Annotated in this window: 13 protein-coding genes and 1 pseudogene; 8 read left to right on the top strand and 6 right to left on the bottom strand. The window is 66.7% G+C overall.

Going from position 1 to position 15,067, the window contains the following annotated elements; all coding sequences use genetic code 11:
• Positions 1 to 19: 19 nt before the first annotated feature.
• Positions 20 to 1,243, bottom strand: coding sequence for an acyltransferase (locus CVV72_RS02930; protein ID WP_219150918.1), 1,224 nt, complete (start codon positions 1,241 to 1,243; stop codon positions 20 to 22).
• 107 nt (positions 1,244 to 1,350) lie between these two features.
• Here CVV72_RS02930 and CVV72_RS02925 point away from each other — a divergent pair, with 107 nt between their 5' ends.
• Positions 1,351 to 2,028, top strand: coding sequence for an MBL fold metallo-hydrolase (locus tag CVV72_RS02925; protein WP_219150917.1), 678 nt, complete (start codon positions 1,351 to 1,353; stop codon positions 2,026 to 2,028).
• A 136-nt stretch (positions 2,029 to 2,164) separates the two neighbouring features.
• On the opposite strand, the gene CVV72_RS02920 is transcribed toward CVV72_RS02925, so the two are convergent.
• The 4 genes and pseudogenes from CVV72_RS02920 to CVV72_RS02905 form a co-directional block, all read right to left on the bottom strand.
• Complete coding sequence (locus tag CVV72_RS02920) at positions 2,165 to 2,554, bottom strand: hypothetical protein (RefSeq protein WP_219150916.1); 390 nt, start codon at positions 2,552 to 2,554, stop codon at positions 2,165 to 2,167.
• A gap of 35 nt (positions 2,555 to 2,589) precedes the next feature.
• Positions 2,590 to 3,129 carry a hypothetical protein gene (locus CVV72_RS02915; protein WP_219150915.1) on the bottom strand — a complete coding sequence of 180 codons (540 nt, stop codon included), beginning with the start codon at positions 3,127 to 3,129 and terminating at the stop codon, positions 2,590 to 2,592.
• A gap of 207 nt (positions 3,130 to 3,336) precedes the next feature.
• Positions 3,337 to 3,942 carry a GNAT family N-acetyltransferase gene (locus CVV72_RS02910; protein WP_219150914.1) on the bottom strand — a complete coding sequence of 202 codons (606 nt, stop codon included), beginning with the start codon at positions 3,940 to 3,942 and terminating at the stop codon, positions 3,337 to 3,339.
• 305 nt (positions 3,943 to 4,247) lie between these two features.
• Positions 4,248 to 5,495, bottom strand: a pseudogene (locus CVV72_RS02905) (hypothetical protein); the annotation flags it as partial.
• Between the two features lie 319 nt (positions 5,496 to 5,814).
• Here CVV72_RS02905 and CVV72_RS02900 point away from each other — a divergent pair.
• From CVV72_RS02900 to CVV72_RS02870, 7 genes are all read left to right on the top strand, one after another.
• On the top strand, positions 5,815 to 6,834 hold the full coding sequence (locus CVV72_RS02900) for a DUF6734 family protein (protein ID WP_219150913.1): 1,020 nt from the start codon (positions 5,815 to 5,817) through the stop codon (positions 6,832 to 6,834).
• 76 nt (positions 6,835 to 6,910) lie between these two features.
• A complete protein-coding gene (locus CVV72_RS02895) occupies positions 6,911 to 7,396 on the top strand; it encodes a hypothetical protein (RefSeq protein WP_219150912.1) in 486 nt (161 codons plus the stop codon).
• A 190-nt stretch (positions 7,397 to 7,586) separates the two neighbouring features.
• Positions 7,587 to 8,306: a HEAT repeat domain-containing protein gene (locus CVV72_RS02890; protein ID WP_219150911.1), complete on the top strand. Its 720-nt coding sequence runs from the start codon at positions 7,587 to 7,589 to the stop codon at positions 8,304 to 8,306.
• Positions 8,307 to 8,342: 36 nt separating this feature from the next.
• The gene (locus CVV72_RS02885) at positions 8,343 to 9,029 is read left to right on the top strand and encodes a hypothetical protein (RefSeq protein WP_219150910.1); all 687 of its coding nucleotides are present in this window, start codon (positions 8,343 to 8,345) and stop codon (positions 9,027 to 9,029) included.
• A gap of 156 nt (positions 9,030 to 9,185) precedes the next feature.
• Positions 9,186 to 12,092: a discoidin domain-containing protein gene (locus CVV72_RS02880; protein ID WP_219150909.1), complete on the top strand. Its 2,907-nt coding sequence runs from the start codon at positions 9,186 to 9,188 to the stop codon at positions 12,090 to 12,092.
• Positions 12,093 to 12,138: 46 nt separating this feature from the next.
• Entirely contained in the window at positions 12,139 to 12,942 is an 804-nt protein-coding gene (locus tag CVV72_RS02875; RefSeq protein WP_219150908.1) for a MerR family transcriptional regulator, read from the top strand.
• Positions 12,939 to 13,934, top strand: a complete 996-nt coding sequence (locus tag CVV72_RS02870; RefSeq protein ID WP_219150907.1) for a BtrH N-terminal domain-containing protein — start codon at positions 12,939 to 12,941, stop codon at positions 13,932 to 13,934. The genes CVV72_RS02875 and CVV72_RS02870 overlap by 4 nt, the downstream gene beginning before the upstream one ends.
• Here CVV72_RS02870 and CVV72_RS02865 read toward each other — a convergent pair.
• On the bottom strand, positions 13,916 to 14,713 hold the full coding sequence (locus tag CVV72_RS02865; RefSeq protein ID WP_219150906.1) for a DUF1684 domain-containing protein: 798 nt from the start codon (positions 14,711 to 14,713) through the stop codon (positions 13,916 to 13,918). The genes CVV72_RS02870 and CVV72_RS02865 overlap by 19 nt on opposite strands.
• Positions 14,714 to 15,067 lie beyond the last annotated feature (354 nt).

Below are 15,067 nucleotides of genomic sequence, written 5' to 3'. Positions count from 1 at the left end.
ACGGGCGGCCGCTTCCATGCTACGAGGCACCACCGACAGAAACTGGTTTCGAGTCTTTGACCTGCGGTTTTCCCGGCTTTTCGCGTCGATCCCGGCGAGCGGTGAGCCACCGGTGGACCGGCCGTTCCACGCCGGCGGTGATCGCCCAGCCCCCGAACACGGCGGCGGCAAGCACGAGGGGCAACCGCAGCCAACCGGGGACACCGGCGTTCAGCAGGGCACGGGCCAGGATGTAACCGAGTTCCTGGTGCACCAGATAAAGACCATACGAGATGCCCGCGAGCCAGGTGACAGCCGGGGCGACCCTGGCGAGGCCGGGCGACCGCCAGTCCGGTCCGCGCGCGGCCAGACACACCAGCAGCAGCATGATCGCGAACCCGACGGCCGACGGCCAGCGCTCGGGATCGTTCGGCAGGGCCTGATGGAACGGGAAGACCTGCAGGTCCTGCGCGGCGCAGGCGGCGAGCACGAACAACGCGAGATGCCAGTGCGCGAGACGTCGTTTCGACCACAGCCAGATGGCGATCCCGATGGCGAAGACGTGCACGCGATGCAACCCGAGACCGTAGTAGAAGGTCTCCACGAGCTTCGGCGTGGAAACCGGGTCGAACACCACGAACCGGACGAACAGCGGAACCAGGATCAACGCCCAGAGCAGCCCGACGGTGAGCCGGTGGGTACGCCACCGGCGCGGCCAGAGAAGCGCGGCGGCGGTGAAGGCGACGAGCTGGACCGGCAGCGTCCAGTAGGCGCCGTCGAGGTAGTAGAAGAGCTCGTACCGCCAGCCCCATTCCTGGACCATGCCCAGGTTGGCGAGCAGATCGGCACCGGTGGGGACGTACCAGGGCGACGGATCGGACGGCGGGCCCTGCGGAACACCGAACAGGAACCCGGACAGGCCCGGCGGGAACGGCAGGCCGCTGAACCGGATCGTCGCGTACCTGGCGACGACATAGGTGACCACCACCGCCACCAAGTACGCGGGCACCAGCCGCGCGACCCGGTTCCACAGCCACCGTCCGGGCCGCCCCTTGCGCAGGCTCGCGCAGACGAAGAAGGCCGAGATCACCAGAAGGATGGCCGCGCCGAATTGTGCGGTTACCCGAAAGGGGTACCCCACCAGTTCGGGATGCAGAAGCGCCCCCTGATGGGTGATATGCCCGAGCATGACCGCGAAGACGGCGGCAACGCGAAGGACGTCCCAGCTGATCTTGCGCGAGGCGCGCGGCGAAGCGTCGGGCACGAGCGTCCTGTGGTTCGGCTGGCGGGGCGACGCGAGCCTACGTCGTGCACCTGTGTGCCGCCTGTGCGGGTGGAACCGATTGCAGGCGAACGACTACCGTATGCGGTGTGAACATCGTCGAGACCTACACCGGGCACGTTGAACCCGGCGGCGACGCCGCCCGTCGCACCCTGGACGCGCTCACCATCACGAAGCTGTCGGTCGGCCCGATGGACAACAACGCGTATCTCCTCGTCTGCCGCGCCGAGAACGAGGCGCTGCTGATCGACGCCGCGAACGACCCCGAGCGGATCTCCGACCTCATCGGCCACGGCCCCGACCGGCCCGCGCTGAAGACCGTCGTGACCACCCACCAGCACCAAGATCACTGGCAGGCCCTCGGCGCCGTCGCCGGCGCGAACGGCGCGAACACCGCCGCCCACCCGCTGGACGCCGAACCGCTGCCGATCCCGCCGGACTTCCTCGTCGAACACGGCGACACGCTCAAGGTCGGGCAGATCACCCTCGAGGTGATCCACCTGCGCGGCCACACCCCGGGCTCCATCGCGCTGCTGTACCGCGACCCGAACGGTCATCCGCACCTGTTCACCGGCGACTCGCTGTTCCCGGGAGGTGTCGGGAAGACCGGCTCGCCGGAGGACTTCAAGTCGCTACTGGACGATGTTGAGTCGCGGATCTTCGGCGAACTGCCGGATGAGACGTGGTTCTACCCGGGACACGGGGACGACTCGACGCTTGGTGAGCAGCGCGGTCATCTGGCGGAGTGGCGCGACCGCGGCTGGTGAGCCTTTCGGCACCGGACAATCAGATCCAAGACCTTGATGGCCGGCTAGACCCGTCAGCTCGAACACCGGCAGGCCAGCGCGAAGCCGGTGTTCGAGCTCGAGGTTCGCAGTCGAGCATCGCGTGCCCGTGGAACTCCTACTCGGCGGACTGGCTCAGCTGCCGAGCGACGGCGACGCCGATCTCCTCAGGAGAGCCGTGCGCCTTGACGATCTCCACACCGACGGTTTCAGCCATGGCCCCGATCCGCTCGGACACCGCCATGGTGGTCACGAGGACGGGTTGCACCTGCTGAGCGGCATCGCCTTGCTGAAGCCGGCTGGCCGCCATGCTCTCGACCTGGGCGATCTGACTGAAATGAGTAGCGCCCTGCCCCGACTTGACCTCTATGAGGTACGAACGCCCGGCTGGGTCTTCGACCACCAAATCAGGACCGGCGACACCTTGCTCGCCGCGTTCTTCCGCGACGACCCAATTCTTCCCGCCAAGGGATACCGCGATCTCGTGCGCGATGGCGTCTTCTGACATGGTTTCATCTCCCGATCGATACCCCGCGGGTAGGACTAGTTCCACCGGATCGCCCCTCGCAGGGCGTCGGCCACAGCCAAGAGCATCGCGACGAGCCCTACAGCGGCGCCGACCAACGCGCCTCCGACCGCACCGATCGGCTGGCTGAACACCATCAGGCTGACCATCAAGTACACCAACGCGAAGAACGCACCCGATACCGAAAGCAAGGTGTCCCGGCGCTTGAACTCACTGATCAGCCCCGTCCTGCCGTGGAGGAGCTCACGATTCGAATCGCCGTCGAGCAGGCTGGCGTCGGACAACACCGGAGAAGAGCCGTCGAACGCACGTTTCACAGATCGCCAAACCGACTCGGCCGCAGATAAAATGTTGCCGTTGATCGCCTCGACATTGATCTGAAGCTCATCGTCGCTGCTGTTATAGCAGATAATCCGATAATCGGGATGCTCATGCGCGAACGAGACAACGCGCTCCCATTTTCGAGATTTGAAAATGGGGCTGTGCTTCAGCACTTCACGATCATCATGGCCGAACTTTCCGACGAGGGCGCGGTGAACGTGATCATCGTCAGTCATTTTGTGACTCACTCGAATCTCGGCACGCATATTTCCCCCGTTCTCTCCGACGGCGCTTCATCTACTAGCTGGTCGAGTGACACACCCGACCTGTTACGTCGTCGACTGCAACAAAACGGACAAGGCGGGGAGAGGAACGAATCGGTTGCGACGCCGTTCGGGGAATACACGATCCTCGGCCGTCGATTCCCGGTGACCGAAGGTCCGTCAGCGGCGCGGTTCGCGCCGGAAAGCCCACGTCCTCGGACCGCCGTCCGGCAACTCGACCTCGGCGGTCACCTCGAACCCGAGCTTGCGGTAGAACGGGACGTTCGCGGGCTCGGAGGTCTCCAGGAACGCCGGCACACCGGCGGCGTCCGCGGCCATGAGTCCGGGCTCGACGATGGCGCGGCCAAGCCCCTTTCCCTGTAGTGCCGGATGAACTTCGACCGTGGCGAGGAACCACACCGGCCCGGCCGGACGGTGCGGGGCCAATGCCTGCTCCGCCGATATCGCTGCGGCGGTCCGGTCCCCCGCCAACGCGGGCATCGACTCGGCCAGCTCGGCGAACGCCGCCTCGGCACCGCTCGACTCCGGGGTGGTCCAGACAGCGGCCGCGACCACACCCTCCAGACCATCCGCCACCCACACTCGGCCGTGCGGGAGTCCGATACGGCCGACGAAAAGGCGCTGGAGATCCCGCACTCGGCGGACGTGGTCGTCAGCCGCGACGGTGTGCCTGGTCCACGCGTAATCCGCGAAAGCCGCGGCCAGCACATCCGCGGCACCGTCGAGGTCACCGGGCTCCCCCGGCCGGATCCGATCGTCGATCATCGGAACCGATGCCACCGACGGGTCCGGCCATCGCAACCGACTTCCCGGCGCAGGGCCCACCAGGGAAAGTCACCCGCGACCTTACCGGGAACGACACTTGACCCCAGACACGGCCCGTGATCACTGATCACCCTCAGTGCTTATAGGTTTTGTCGCGTCCACACCGACACCCACACACCCGGGGGAGGATTCGATGACGATTCACGGCGACGACGGCAAGGGCAGCGGCGGCGGCAACACCGGCAACTAGACGCCGGAGACGGAGGCGGGCCACGTCGAGCTCGGATGTGGCTCCGCCTTGATCACCATTGTGGCCAGCGAAAGGCGATGCCGTACTTCTCTCGCGGGTGACAAGGCTCCAGAAAGGTGTGCTCGACGACGCCCCGCTGGATCTCGAGCAGCCGCCGATCACCGGCGGGCGGGCGGACAAGGCGCTCGTAGTCGGTTTGTTCCGCATACCACCAGCAGGCTTCGGGGACACAGTCGTCGAACGTGATGCTGATGCTCAGCCCTCCGGTCACCTTGCCGTCACCGTCGACGACACCCGGCGCGATGCCGTGATGGTCGACGTCGACGTTGATCCACAGGCGCTCCTCGTCGAGGTCGTCGTCGCAAGCGAGCGAAATGAACTCGTGACGCTCTCCTTTGCGCAGCGATTTCGGGAAGCGCAGATCCACCGCCACCGGATCTCCCGGTTGCACACCGGGCGAAGTCTCGACGCGGCAACCGAAGATCGCCTTGACGGGAATCGCCGCCAGCTCGCCGGTCCACCCGGTGAGAGCTTGTGCACGGTAGCCGTCGACGCCGTCATCCCGGGCGACGACGTTTCGTACCGTCAGCCGGCGGTACGCCGTTCTGTGCCGCATTTCCACCGCCACCAAGAGGCGTTCCAGGAACACGGGCTGAGCCCCGTCGGACGGAGTCCGGCGAACCGACGTCCGGGGCTCTGAGAACGATGCCCGGGCGATCTCCACGTAAGACCGCCAGACTTCTCCCTCGATGGTTTCCAGATTCCTTGCCAGGCAGGGAGCGAGCTTGTCCCTCACCGCCCGCCGCCAAGCCTTGTGCATCGGAGTCGTCGTGCTCGGCGACGGCTCTCCGAACACTCCGGGCAGTTTTCTCAGCTGACCGAAACGGTCGTCGAGAGTCGACTTCCACTCCACGTCCCCCAGCCGAAAAGCAGCGGTCAAAGCGTTGCGGCGGCGGGATTCGTCCGTCGAGCCGATCTTGTCGATCTCGTCGAGGATCAGACCCCAGACCGCGAGGGCCCGCATCTCCGGGGGCGCCGTGACCATCGACTCCGTCGGCCGGACCAGGCAACCGAGCGCGGCGGCCGATTCGCTCGCGGGGTCTTCGATCGCGTATCGCAGATACCTGAGCGGCCGCCCGTCCTTGCGGACCGCGAGCCAGCGTAGAGCGGCTTCGACGGCGGCCACGGAACAGGAGACACGCTCCCTCTCCAACTGGATCGTCACGGCATCCTCCACGATTCGCGGCGATGATCGACAATTCGAGGCGCTGCGGGGACGACGGTCGATGCCCGGAGAGCCCATCCTCGACGACAACAAACTCCTCCTGACCGTGAAAGATCAGAACCGGCGACGGTCATCGCCGGTCGTCGCGCCCTACGGTGTACTAGTACACCACGAACGAAGGGTTCGACAATGAGCGAAAGAGTCGCCGGCGGAGAACATGTGGGAATCGTGAAACTGATCAAGACCTCCTTGGCAGGCGTGGGATGCCTCTATTTACTCACCGGTTCCTTCTTGGTGACGACCCTCGGCACGGCTACCGCAGTCACGGTGCTCTATCTCAGCGGATTCCGTCGCTGACCCCGTAACGTTCGCCCACCTCAGCCCGAACCACAGCGCGATGCCGCACTACGGATACGACTCCGGCACCGCGGTCGCCATCGGCGGCCATCTGCTCGCGCCCGGAATCCCCTGTCACGGCGGATACGGCGAGGTCACCGCGCCGGGTTGGCGGTCCCCACCGGTCCGCGTGCTCCGTCCAGGTGACCGGGCCGCGCGGCCGATCCGCCGGGCGGTCTGGTCGTTCTGGAGCGTCCCGTACCGGCGCCGGCACGGAAGACACTGGCCGAGCGACTTCTTCCACGCGTTGTCCTGGATCCTGTCGTTCCGGCTCGCGTCCCGCCTCTTCCCGACGACGGCGTTGGTGACCGACGACTGGGGGCACGAACTGCTCGTCGGACGGCTACGGCTGCCCTTCGACGACATTTCCCTGACGCTCAACGGGCTCGCCGGGCAGGACCCGTCTTGGTGGGCGCTCGGGAAGTTGCACGCGTACCGCGAGCAACGTGAGCCGTTCCTCCACATCGACAACGACGTGTTCCTCTGGCCCGGATTCCCGGCGCAAGGGCTCGACGGCCAGGTCGTCGCCCAGAATCCCGAGCACGCACCGGCTTCCGATGCGGGCTACTACCGTCCGACGGCCGCCGCCGCGGCGATCCGGAGCACGGGCGGCTTCCTGCCGAAGGAATTCAGCGACTACACCGGGGAAGCCGCACTGTGCACCGGGATCGTCGGCGGGACGGCGGTTCCCTTCCTCCGTCGCTACGCCGATCTCGCCATCCGCATGGTCGAGTCGGCGGAGAACCAGGCGGCCTGGCGACGGCTCGCGCCGCTGGAGGACTACAACCTCGTGGTGGAGCAGTATCTCCTCGGTGCACTGTGCTGGGGCAACGACACCACGGACGTCCATTGCGTCTTCGCCTCGCAGGACGACAGCTACCGCGAAGCCGATCGGAGATTCACGCACCTCATCGCTTCCGCGAAAAGCGATGCCCGCTACATGGACCGGCTCGCGAAGCGCGTTAAGAACAATTTTCCCGCCGACTTCGAGATCGTTCGACACGTATTCGGCGATCAGTAACGATAGCGCGAGGAATACAACCTCTCGGGACCTGGAGCGTCTTTCCGGAACCCACTCTCCGGCAGGAGGTCACGCCATGACCATCACCCTACGACGCGCACTCGCCGCCACCGTCCTGACGGTGACCGGGGCCATCGCCGCGGTCACACCGGTATCCGCCGCGGCGCAGCAGATCCCCGCCATGACCGGGATCCGCACCGGCCAGAACCCCGGCTTCGACCGGGTCGTGCTCGATTTGACCGCCGGCCCGGCTCCCGCCGTCCGGTACGACGCCGTCGACGAGTTGATCGCCGACGGTTCGGGCGAAATCGTCTGGCTGACCGGGGAGTTCTTCATCTCGGTCACCGCGACCCCTGCCGCCGCACACGACGACGCCGGAAATCCGACCTATCCCGGACCGCAGAAGTTCCGGACCCGGAATCTGCGCAACGTCATGGCGGTCGCGGTCACCGGCGACTACGAAGGCACCTTGTCCATCGGTCTCGGCGTCCGGTCGAGGACACCGGTCACCGTGTTCACCCTGACCTCGCCGAACCGCGTCGTCATCGACGTCCGCCATTGATCACGAGCGGGAATCCGTGAAGGCTTTTCGGCGGCCACCCGGCTTCCGGTGAGCAAAATCCTTTTCGGATTCCCGCGGTGAAAATCACGTTTTGCCCCAAGGGGCGAATTTTCGGAAAAACCGGTATCTGCCGCGCCGGCTCGCGTTCCTTCCTTCCGTCAGCATCACCGCCGCTGCGAAGGAGAACCTCATGCCACGTAATCCCGACACCCCGTCCTTGGGCCCGGGTGGCGACAATCTCGAAGCGGGCCCGGGCAGTTCGGGCCTCGGAAGCTTCTCGAACAGCGAAATCGGCGAACTGGTCACCCAGGCCGCCGAAACCATGGCCGCGTCCGGCGAGGACGCCGAGCGGAACTACCAGCGGAGCCTCGACCGGCTTCGCGAGCGCGCGGACGACGCCATTCCGGCGCTCGGCACGCAGTACGACGCCTTGTCCGAGGAGCAGTACCTGGAGCGGTGGGGCCTGGTCCAGCTGCTCACCGACCTGCGGCACGCGGCCGCCGTCCCGGTGCTCGAAAACGTGCTGCGCCACCCCATCCCGCCGGAACGTTCCGACGACCCCGCGCACGGGATCAGCACCGTCGGCGAAGAGGTGATCATCCGCACCACCGCCGTGGAAGCGTTGGGGCGCTTGGCATCCGCCGGTGACCGCGCGGCCAAGGAGCTGCTGTTGCGGCAGGTCCGGCACGAGGTGTTCACAGTGCGGCGCGCGGCGGTCCAGGCGATCGCCGAGACCGGCGACACCGACCTCACCGCCCAAGTGCGCGAGGCGCTCAGCGGCACCGAGGACGAGCGCCTGCTGAACATCCGGCGGGTCGACGTCCGAGGTGTCCCCCAGGCCGTCGGCGGACGGCACGTGAAGGACACGCGGACCGACGACGTGCCGCCGCCGGAGCCACCGCGCTCCTGAACCGAACCCATACCTTCTACAGACAGGTGATCTCCGATGGCCACTTGCAGCTACACCGTGCCCGACAAGAACGTGACCGGGGACAATTTCTACGGTGCCTCGATCTGCAATCAGACCTACATCGACTATTTCTGGAACACCTACGGTTTCGCGGGCAACAAGGAGTACTGGGACGACGGCTTCGGCTGGGAAGACGCGTGCAACACCGACAAGCCGCTGGCCCGGACGTTCAACGCGTGCTACCTGCTGACCTATTCGGCACAGGACTACCAGAACGACGCCTATTCCGGGCCGATGCTGAACTGGGCTCGACGGTACGTCCGGGACAACTGCGACGACCTGCGCTCGCTATGCGGCGACGGCAGTGCGATCGCCCGGTCCTTCAGCGGGGCGTTCGTCGACGACCGGATCGAGGTGTACCTGGGTTTCTGGTACTCCAAGGACGTTCCCGGCCGCGCCGAGACGCTGATCCACGAATCGCGCCACCAGGGCGGGAAGCCGCACAACGCGAACTTCCCGGCGGGTTCGGTGTTCGGGGCGGGCAAGAGCGGCGCCGACTCCACCTGGGGCTACGAGGGCGCCTGGATGTACGGCGCGCTCTACCTGTGGTGGTTCTACGCTCAGGGCGCCCGCACGACGTCCGCGTTGCGTGAACGAGCCCGCCAGCGCGGGAACCTCGTGATCGACAACGCCTTCGCGACCCATCCGGGCTTCAACATCTGAGTCGCGACCGACGGGCCCTCTCGTACTGCAGACGAGAGGGCCCGTCGCGGAATACCTCCGATGACTCAGGCCATGTACCGCTCAATGGGGCTTGACCATCGAGTCCTATCCCGCAATCATCGGATCTCTCGGTAACCACGCCTTGAATGAGAGCGGATGGTCATGAGAGTTCGAGCGCATCGCACCGCCTGGCTCGCCGTGGTTCTCGCCCTGCTGGCAGGACTGCTCACCACGACGGCTGCGAGCGCGGAGGTGCACCATCCCCGGCAGAAGTGGCTGCGCGAAGCCACCGCCGGCCTGTTCCTCCATTGGGGCATGTTCACCGCACCGCGCCACACCGATTGCGCCGCTTGGGAACGCGCCGTCACCGACGGCGGTTGGAGCGCGGACTACTGGGTGGACGAGGCCCGCAAGCTGGGCGCCTCCTACATCGTGCTCGCCACCTTCCACAGCAGGCTGGGTTACGCGCGTCCGTGGCCTTCGGCGATCCCGGGCAGCTGCTCCACACGCCGCGACCTCCTCGGCGAACTCGTCAAGGCGGGCAACGCGAAGGGGGTCCGGACGATCCTCTACATGACCGACGATCCCCAGTGGCACAAGGAGACCGGGGTCGAGTCGCTGGATTCCGCCGCGTACTCCGCCTACAAGGGCAAGCAGGTCGACCTGACCACCCGTCCCGGCTTCGGCGAGTACAGCTACGACCTCTTCCACGAGGTCATGGACCGCTACGCGGACCTCGCCGGGTTTTGGATCGACAACGACAACGACTACTGGGAAAAGAACCGGCTCTACGAACAGATCCGCGAGAGACGACCGTCCTGGTTGCTGAGCAACAACAACGAGGACACCCCGATCATGGACACCGTCAGCAACGAGCAGAAGACCGGAATCACCCCGTCGTACGACTATCCGCAGGCCGCCTTCACCCCGATGCCGAGGCTCACCGAGGCCGACTACAAACTGCCGACCAATGGCGGCTGGTGGTACGACGGCACCGATCAAGCCGTCGACTTCCGGCTGTCGACCGGGCGCTACATCGCCAACGCGGGTTCGTCGATGAAATCGCTGATGGCCGAAACCCCGATGGTGAACGGGAAATTCCCGCCGCAGCAGGAGGCGTACAACAACTTCATGGCGAGCTGGGTGCCGCCGATCAAGTCCTCCCTGCAGGGCAAGGAGGGCGGCGGGTACATGTACGGCGGCATGCAGCCCGGATTCTGGAACGACGGCGCGCACGGCGTCATCACTGTCGAACCGGGCGCGCGAACGCAGTATCTCCACGTGGTCACGCGTCCGCGCACTGACCTGCTCCGCTTGCGAGACAACGGATACAAGGTGACCGGGGTGTCCGATTCGCGCACGGGGAAGTCGCTGCGCTTCAGTCAATCCGGCGGATATCTGACCATTGTGGACATCAAGGACTGGGACACCTACGACACGGCGTTCAAGGTGGAAACGGCCGGGCAGCAGCACTTCCTCGACTCCCGCACCATCAAGGCGACCGCTTCGTCCTCACGCGCCGGGCATCCGGCGTCGAACCTGGTCGACGGGAACTTCGAGAACCACTGGGACGCCGATGGCAAGCAGCCGGTCTCGCTGACGTTGGACCTCGGCAGGCGTCGGACCGCCACCTACCTCGCGGTGAACCAGCGCGAAATGTCGCCGACGCACGCGCGAGAATCGTTCGGCAGGCCGGAGGACTCGGCGCGGATCAAGGACTATCGCGTCTACGTCAGCGACGACGGCCGGAACTGGGGCACACCGATCCGCACCGGCGCGATGCCGAGCGCCCGCGGTGTGCAGTTCGTCGATTTCGGCGAACGGCAGACCCGGTTCGTCAAACTCGAGGTGCTGAACACCTGGTCCGGGCCGCAGGCGAAGCCCTTCTACAAGCAGTTGGCGATCGATGAGATCAAGGTGGCGTACGGCTACCCGAGTTCGGCGCTGGGCGCGCAGGTCCCGCTGGAGGCGGAGTCCTTCCACAACGACCGCGACGGCCGCGCCCGGCTCGGCCGGTGCTCGTCCTGCTCCGGATCTTTCCAGGTCACCGGGCTCGGTGGGGGTTCGCGCAACTCGGTCACCTATCCGGAGGTGACGGCCACCGAAGCCGGAAGCCACCGGCTTCAGCTCGACACCATGGGCGGTCCCGCGACGTCGGTGGCGGTGAGTGTGAACGGCGGCGTCCCCGTCGAGGCCGCGATCGACGCCGGAACACCGGGAGTCGTGACCTCGACGGCGATCCCCGTCGAGCTGAACGCCGGCGTCAATACCGTCAAGGTGTTCAGCGACGCCTCCTCGGGGCCGGGCCTCGACCGGATCGCGCTCGCTTCCCTGCCACCGTCGTCCTACACGCCGAAAACGACGCTGACCGTCGAACCGGGCGGCGTCCAATGGCTCGCGCCGGGACGGCAGTCCCTTCAGGTGACCGCGAACCTGCGGCTCGACGCCGACGACACGATCAAGCAGGTCAGCCTCGCACCCGTCGTCCCGCCGGGCTGGACCTTGCAAGGCACCCCGGCGAGCACAGCGTCGATGCGGGTCGGGAACGAGCTCGAAGCCTCGTGGACGCTGGTCTCGCCCGAAGGTGTCACCGCGGCTGACATCCCGGTCACCGCGTCGTTCGACCTGCTCGGCCGGGCGAAAACGGTGAGCAAACCGGCCCGGGTGAGTCCACGACCGGCGGACCGGGTCTTCATGCGCGAGGCCGAAGACTCGGCGAACGACGTCGGCGACGCGGGCGTCACGAACTGCGGGGTGTGCTCGGGCGGGCAGAAGGTCCGCAACATCGGCGGGGACCCGAGCTCGTTCGTGCGGTTCGACGCCGTCACCGTGCCCGAGACCAGGCGCTACACCCTCCACATCGACTTCACCGTCAACGGGCCGCGCTCGTACTTCGTCACGGTCAACGGCGGCACGCCGATCGAGGTTAAGGTCGACGGCGCCGGCAACAACACCCGGCTCACCACGTCGGTGCCGGTCGAGCTGAAGGCCGGGCCGAACACGATCAAGCTGCACAACGACCACGCGTCCGCCCCGGATCTCGATCGGCTGTCACTGGAGTGAGGTACCGGCTTGACCCTCTCCCCGGGAGAGGGTTCAGGCTGGTCCCATGACGACCCTGATGCCGATCGGCGTGTTCGCGCACGCCACCAGGCTGTCGGTCCGCGCGTTGCGGAACTACGACCGGATCGGGTTGCTGGTACCCGCCAGTGTCGACCCCGGCACCGGGTACCGCCGGTATTCGCTCGAACAGTTCGCCCGCGCCGGTCTGATCCGGCGGCTACGAGAGCTGGAGGTGCCGCTGGCGGAGATCGCCGCGATCCTGGACGCGGGCGACCCGGACGAGGTGAAGGCCGCGCTCAAACGGCATCACGACCGGGTGGCGGCACGGGCCGCGGAGCTCGCGGCGATCACCGACGGACTCGACTCCGTGCTCGCCGAACCGACACGGTGGCTGCATGTCTACGAGCGTGTGCGCGCACCGCAGCCGATCGCCCGTCTGTCGATCCGGACCCCGCTGAGCGGGCTGGCCGAGCTGATCGGCCCTGCGTACACCCGGCTGTTCGCGGCGATCGGTGCGCAAGGGACCACGCCGTCCGGGCCGCCCGGGGCCCGTTACCTCACCGTCGATCCCGACGAGCTGACCGTCGAACTGTTCGTCCCGGTCGAGGAGCCGGTAAGGGAAGACGGAGAGATCGGCTCCGCCGAGCTTCCCGGTGCACTGCTCGTGGCGACGATCCACGAAGGTGGCTACGAGGACATCGAGACCGCGTACCGATCGCTCGGCCGCTGGATCGCCGAACGCGACCGCCTCCCGGCGGGCCCTGCCGAGGAGTTGTACCTGGTGGCGCCCGGGCCGGGCGTCGCGCCCGAGGCCTACCGCACTGAAATCGCCTGGCCGGTGACCTCGTGATCATCGAGGGGGTCGCGTCCGCGGGCGGGGAACACTGCGAGACCAGCACGCTCCAAGTCCTCCTGCGGCACGCCGGGGTCGAGCTCTCCGAGCCGATGCTGTTCGGGCTCGGCGAAGGTCTGGGCTTCATCTACTGGGACGGGAAGAACCTGCCGTTCCCGTTCCTCGGGGGCCGCAGCAAGCCCATCGAGATCACGCGGAAGCTGAGCGACCGGCTCGGTCTGTCCTTGCGCGTCAAGGAAACGACGTCGGCGCGCACGGCGTGGCGGAACGTGGCCGAGGAAATCGACGCCGGCGTGCCGGTCGGTCTTCAGCTCGACTCGTACCACCTGGAGTACTTCACGTCGAAAGTCCATTTCGGAGGACACTTCGCCGCCTTGTACGGCTACGACGACGAGCGCGCTTTCCTGGTCGACACGAGCCAGCAAGGCGGGTCCGTATCGACCTCGCTGGAGAGCCTGGAGCGTGCTCGCGGGCAGAAGGGCCCGATGGCGGCGAAGAATCGCTCGTTCACCATCGGCGCCGACACGCCTCTCGTTCCGCTCGCCGACGCCATCCGCACGGCCGTCCGGGCCAACGCTGCGGAGTTCCTCGATCCGCCCATCGCGAACCTCGGGTATCGCGGGATCGGCAAAGCCGCCGCGCAGGTGCGGAAATGGCTGGAGCGCAGCAGTGATCCGGCGCGCGACCTTCCGCAGGCCGCCGTCCTGATGGAGCGGGCGGGGACCGGCGGCGCGCTCTTCCGCCGGATCTACCGAGACTTCCTCGAAGAAAGCACAGCACTCGTCGACGACGCCGGTCTCCGCACCGCATACGGGAAGTACCGCGAGATCGTTCCACTATGGACAGAAGTCGCGGAATTGTTGGCACAGGCAGGGAAAACCGGCGACGCCGAGACGCTGAACGGCGCGTCCGCCGTCCTGTCCGAGCTGGCGCGGCGCGAACAGGGGGCGATGACGGCGCTCGCGGCTGTTCAGCCCTGCCGCTCGTAAGGCAGCTTCTCCCCCGCTTCCACCGCGAACGGCAGGTCGTTGCCCGCCGGCGGCAGCGGGCACGTGGCGAAATCGGTGAACGCGCACGGCAGATTCGTCGCACGGGTGAAATCGAGGACGACCGATCCGTCTTCCGCGGGAGGTGGCACCGCGAGAGACCGGTTCGCCGCATAGGTGGTGACACCGCTCGTGGCGTCGGTGAAGAGAATGAGCAGGCCGTCCTTCTTGCCGTTGAACGCGGTGAGTGCGTGCTCCACGCCGTCGTACTCGAACCGCACGACGCCCGGCGAAACGTAGACGTGGCTGAGTCCTTCGACGACCGCTCCGACCGTGGTCGGCCGTGGCTCGTCGAAGGGCTCGAAAGTCCCGGACAGCACCCAGGCCGAGTCGGGCTCGTACGCCGGGACACCGCGGAAAGCGTTCAACACCGGGGCCTTCGGGTCGTGCGTCCGGATCAGGTATCCACCGCGGCGCGCCACCTCGATCTCGATGTCGCCGGCGACGACCCTGGTCGTCGCACCGCTGTTGACCAGCTCGAACCGACGGACACCGGTGATCCGTTCGCCGTCGTGCGAGAGATCCGCGCCCCGAGGATCGGGGTACGCCGCGTCGGTGTCCTGCCACCACAGGCCGGGAAGCCCTTCGTACGCGCGCGGCTTGTCCTCGAGCCAATCGAGCGAGACCAGCGCGAGCCAACCGAGCGGATCGGCGAGATCACGCTCGCGCTGGGTCTTCCAGTCCTGCCACTCCCGCGTGAACGTGTCCAGGCTTGTGCTCATCGCCGATCCCCTTCCGTAACCTTGCTCGTTCCTCCAGGTCAACGGGGCGGCGGCGCGGATATTTCCTGTCCCGGTATGTGGGCTATGCCCGGTGGTCCTCGGCGTGGGCGACGAAGAGCTTGATTCCCGGCAGGTTCGCCCCTTGTCCCGCGACGCGGCGAAGTTCCCGTGCCGTCGTGGTTCCTTTGGTCATGGTGCCGATGCCAGGCGACGGCTTCTTGTGACGGCGCGCTACTCACTTCGTAGCCCGCATTTAGCCGACTAATTGCGCCACGCTTTCTTTACGTGGTCACCGCGCGAGGCCGAATCACCCTTCAGTGTTGTTCGCATGTTCGCTCGTCGCTTAAAATTACG

The sequence above is a fragment of the Amycolatopsis sp. TNS106 genome, from assembly GCF_019330265.1.
GTDB lineage: Bacteria > Actinomycetota > Actinomycetes > Mycobacteriales > Pseudonocardiaceae > Amycolatopsis > Amycolatopsis lurida.
The sequence above is the reverse complement of the archived record's forward strand: the minus strand, read 5'-3'. Positions and strand labels throughout refer to the sequence as shown.

Excerpts from the sequence above, each read along its gene's own strand:
- CVV72_RS02895 (WP_219150912.1), top strand. The coding sequence starts at position 6,911 with ATGACCATCACCCTACGACGCGCACTCGCCGCCACCGTCCTGACGGTG.
- CVV72_RS02910 (WP_219150914.1), bottom strand. The coding sequence starts at position 3,942 with ATGATCGACGATCGGATCCGGCCGGGGGAGCCCGGTGACCTCGACGGT.
- CVV72_RS02890 (WP_219150911.1), top strand. The coding sequence starts at position 7,587 with ATGCCACGTAATCCCGACACCCCGTCCTTGGGCCCGGGTGGCGACAAT.
- CVV72_RS02920 (WP_219150916.1), bottom strand. The coding sequence starts at position 2,554 with ATGTCAGAAGACGCCATCGCGCACGAGATCGCGGTATCCCTTGGCGGG.
- CVV72_RS02875 (WP_219150908.1), top strand. The coding sequence starts at position 12,139 with ATGACGACCCTGATGCCGATCGGCGTGTTCGCGCACGCCACCAGGCTG.
- CVV72_RS02900 (WP_219150913.1), top strand. The coding sequence starts at position 5,815 with ATGCCGCACTACGGATACGACTCCGGCACCGCGGTCGCCATCGGCGGC.
- CVV72_RS02880 (WP_219150909.1), top strand. The coding sequence starts at position 9,186 with ATGGTCATGAGAGTTCGAGCGCATCGCACCGCCTGGCTCGCCGTGGTT.
- CVV72_RS02885 (WP_219150910.1), top strand. The coding sequence starts at position 8,343 with ATGGCCACTTGCAGCTACACCGTGCCCGACAAGAACGTGACCGGGGAC.
- CVV72_RS02865 (WP_219150906.1), bottom strand. The coding sequence starts at position 14,713 with ATGAGCACAAGCCTGGACACGTTCACGCGGGAGTGGCAGGACTGGAAG.
- CVV72_RS02915 (WP_219150915.1), bottom strand. The coding sequence starts at position 3,129 with ATGACTGACGATGATCACGTTCACCGCGCCCTCGTCGGAAAGTTCGGC.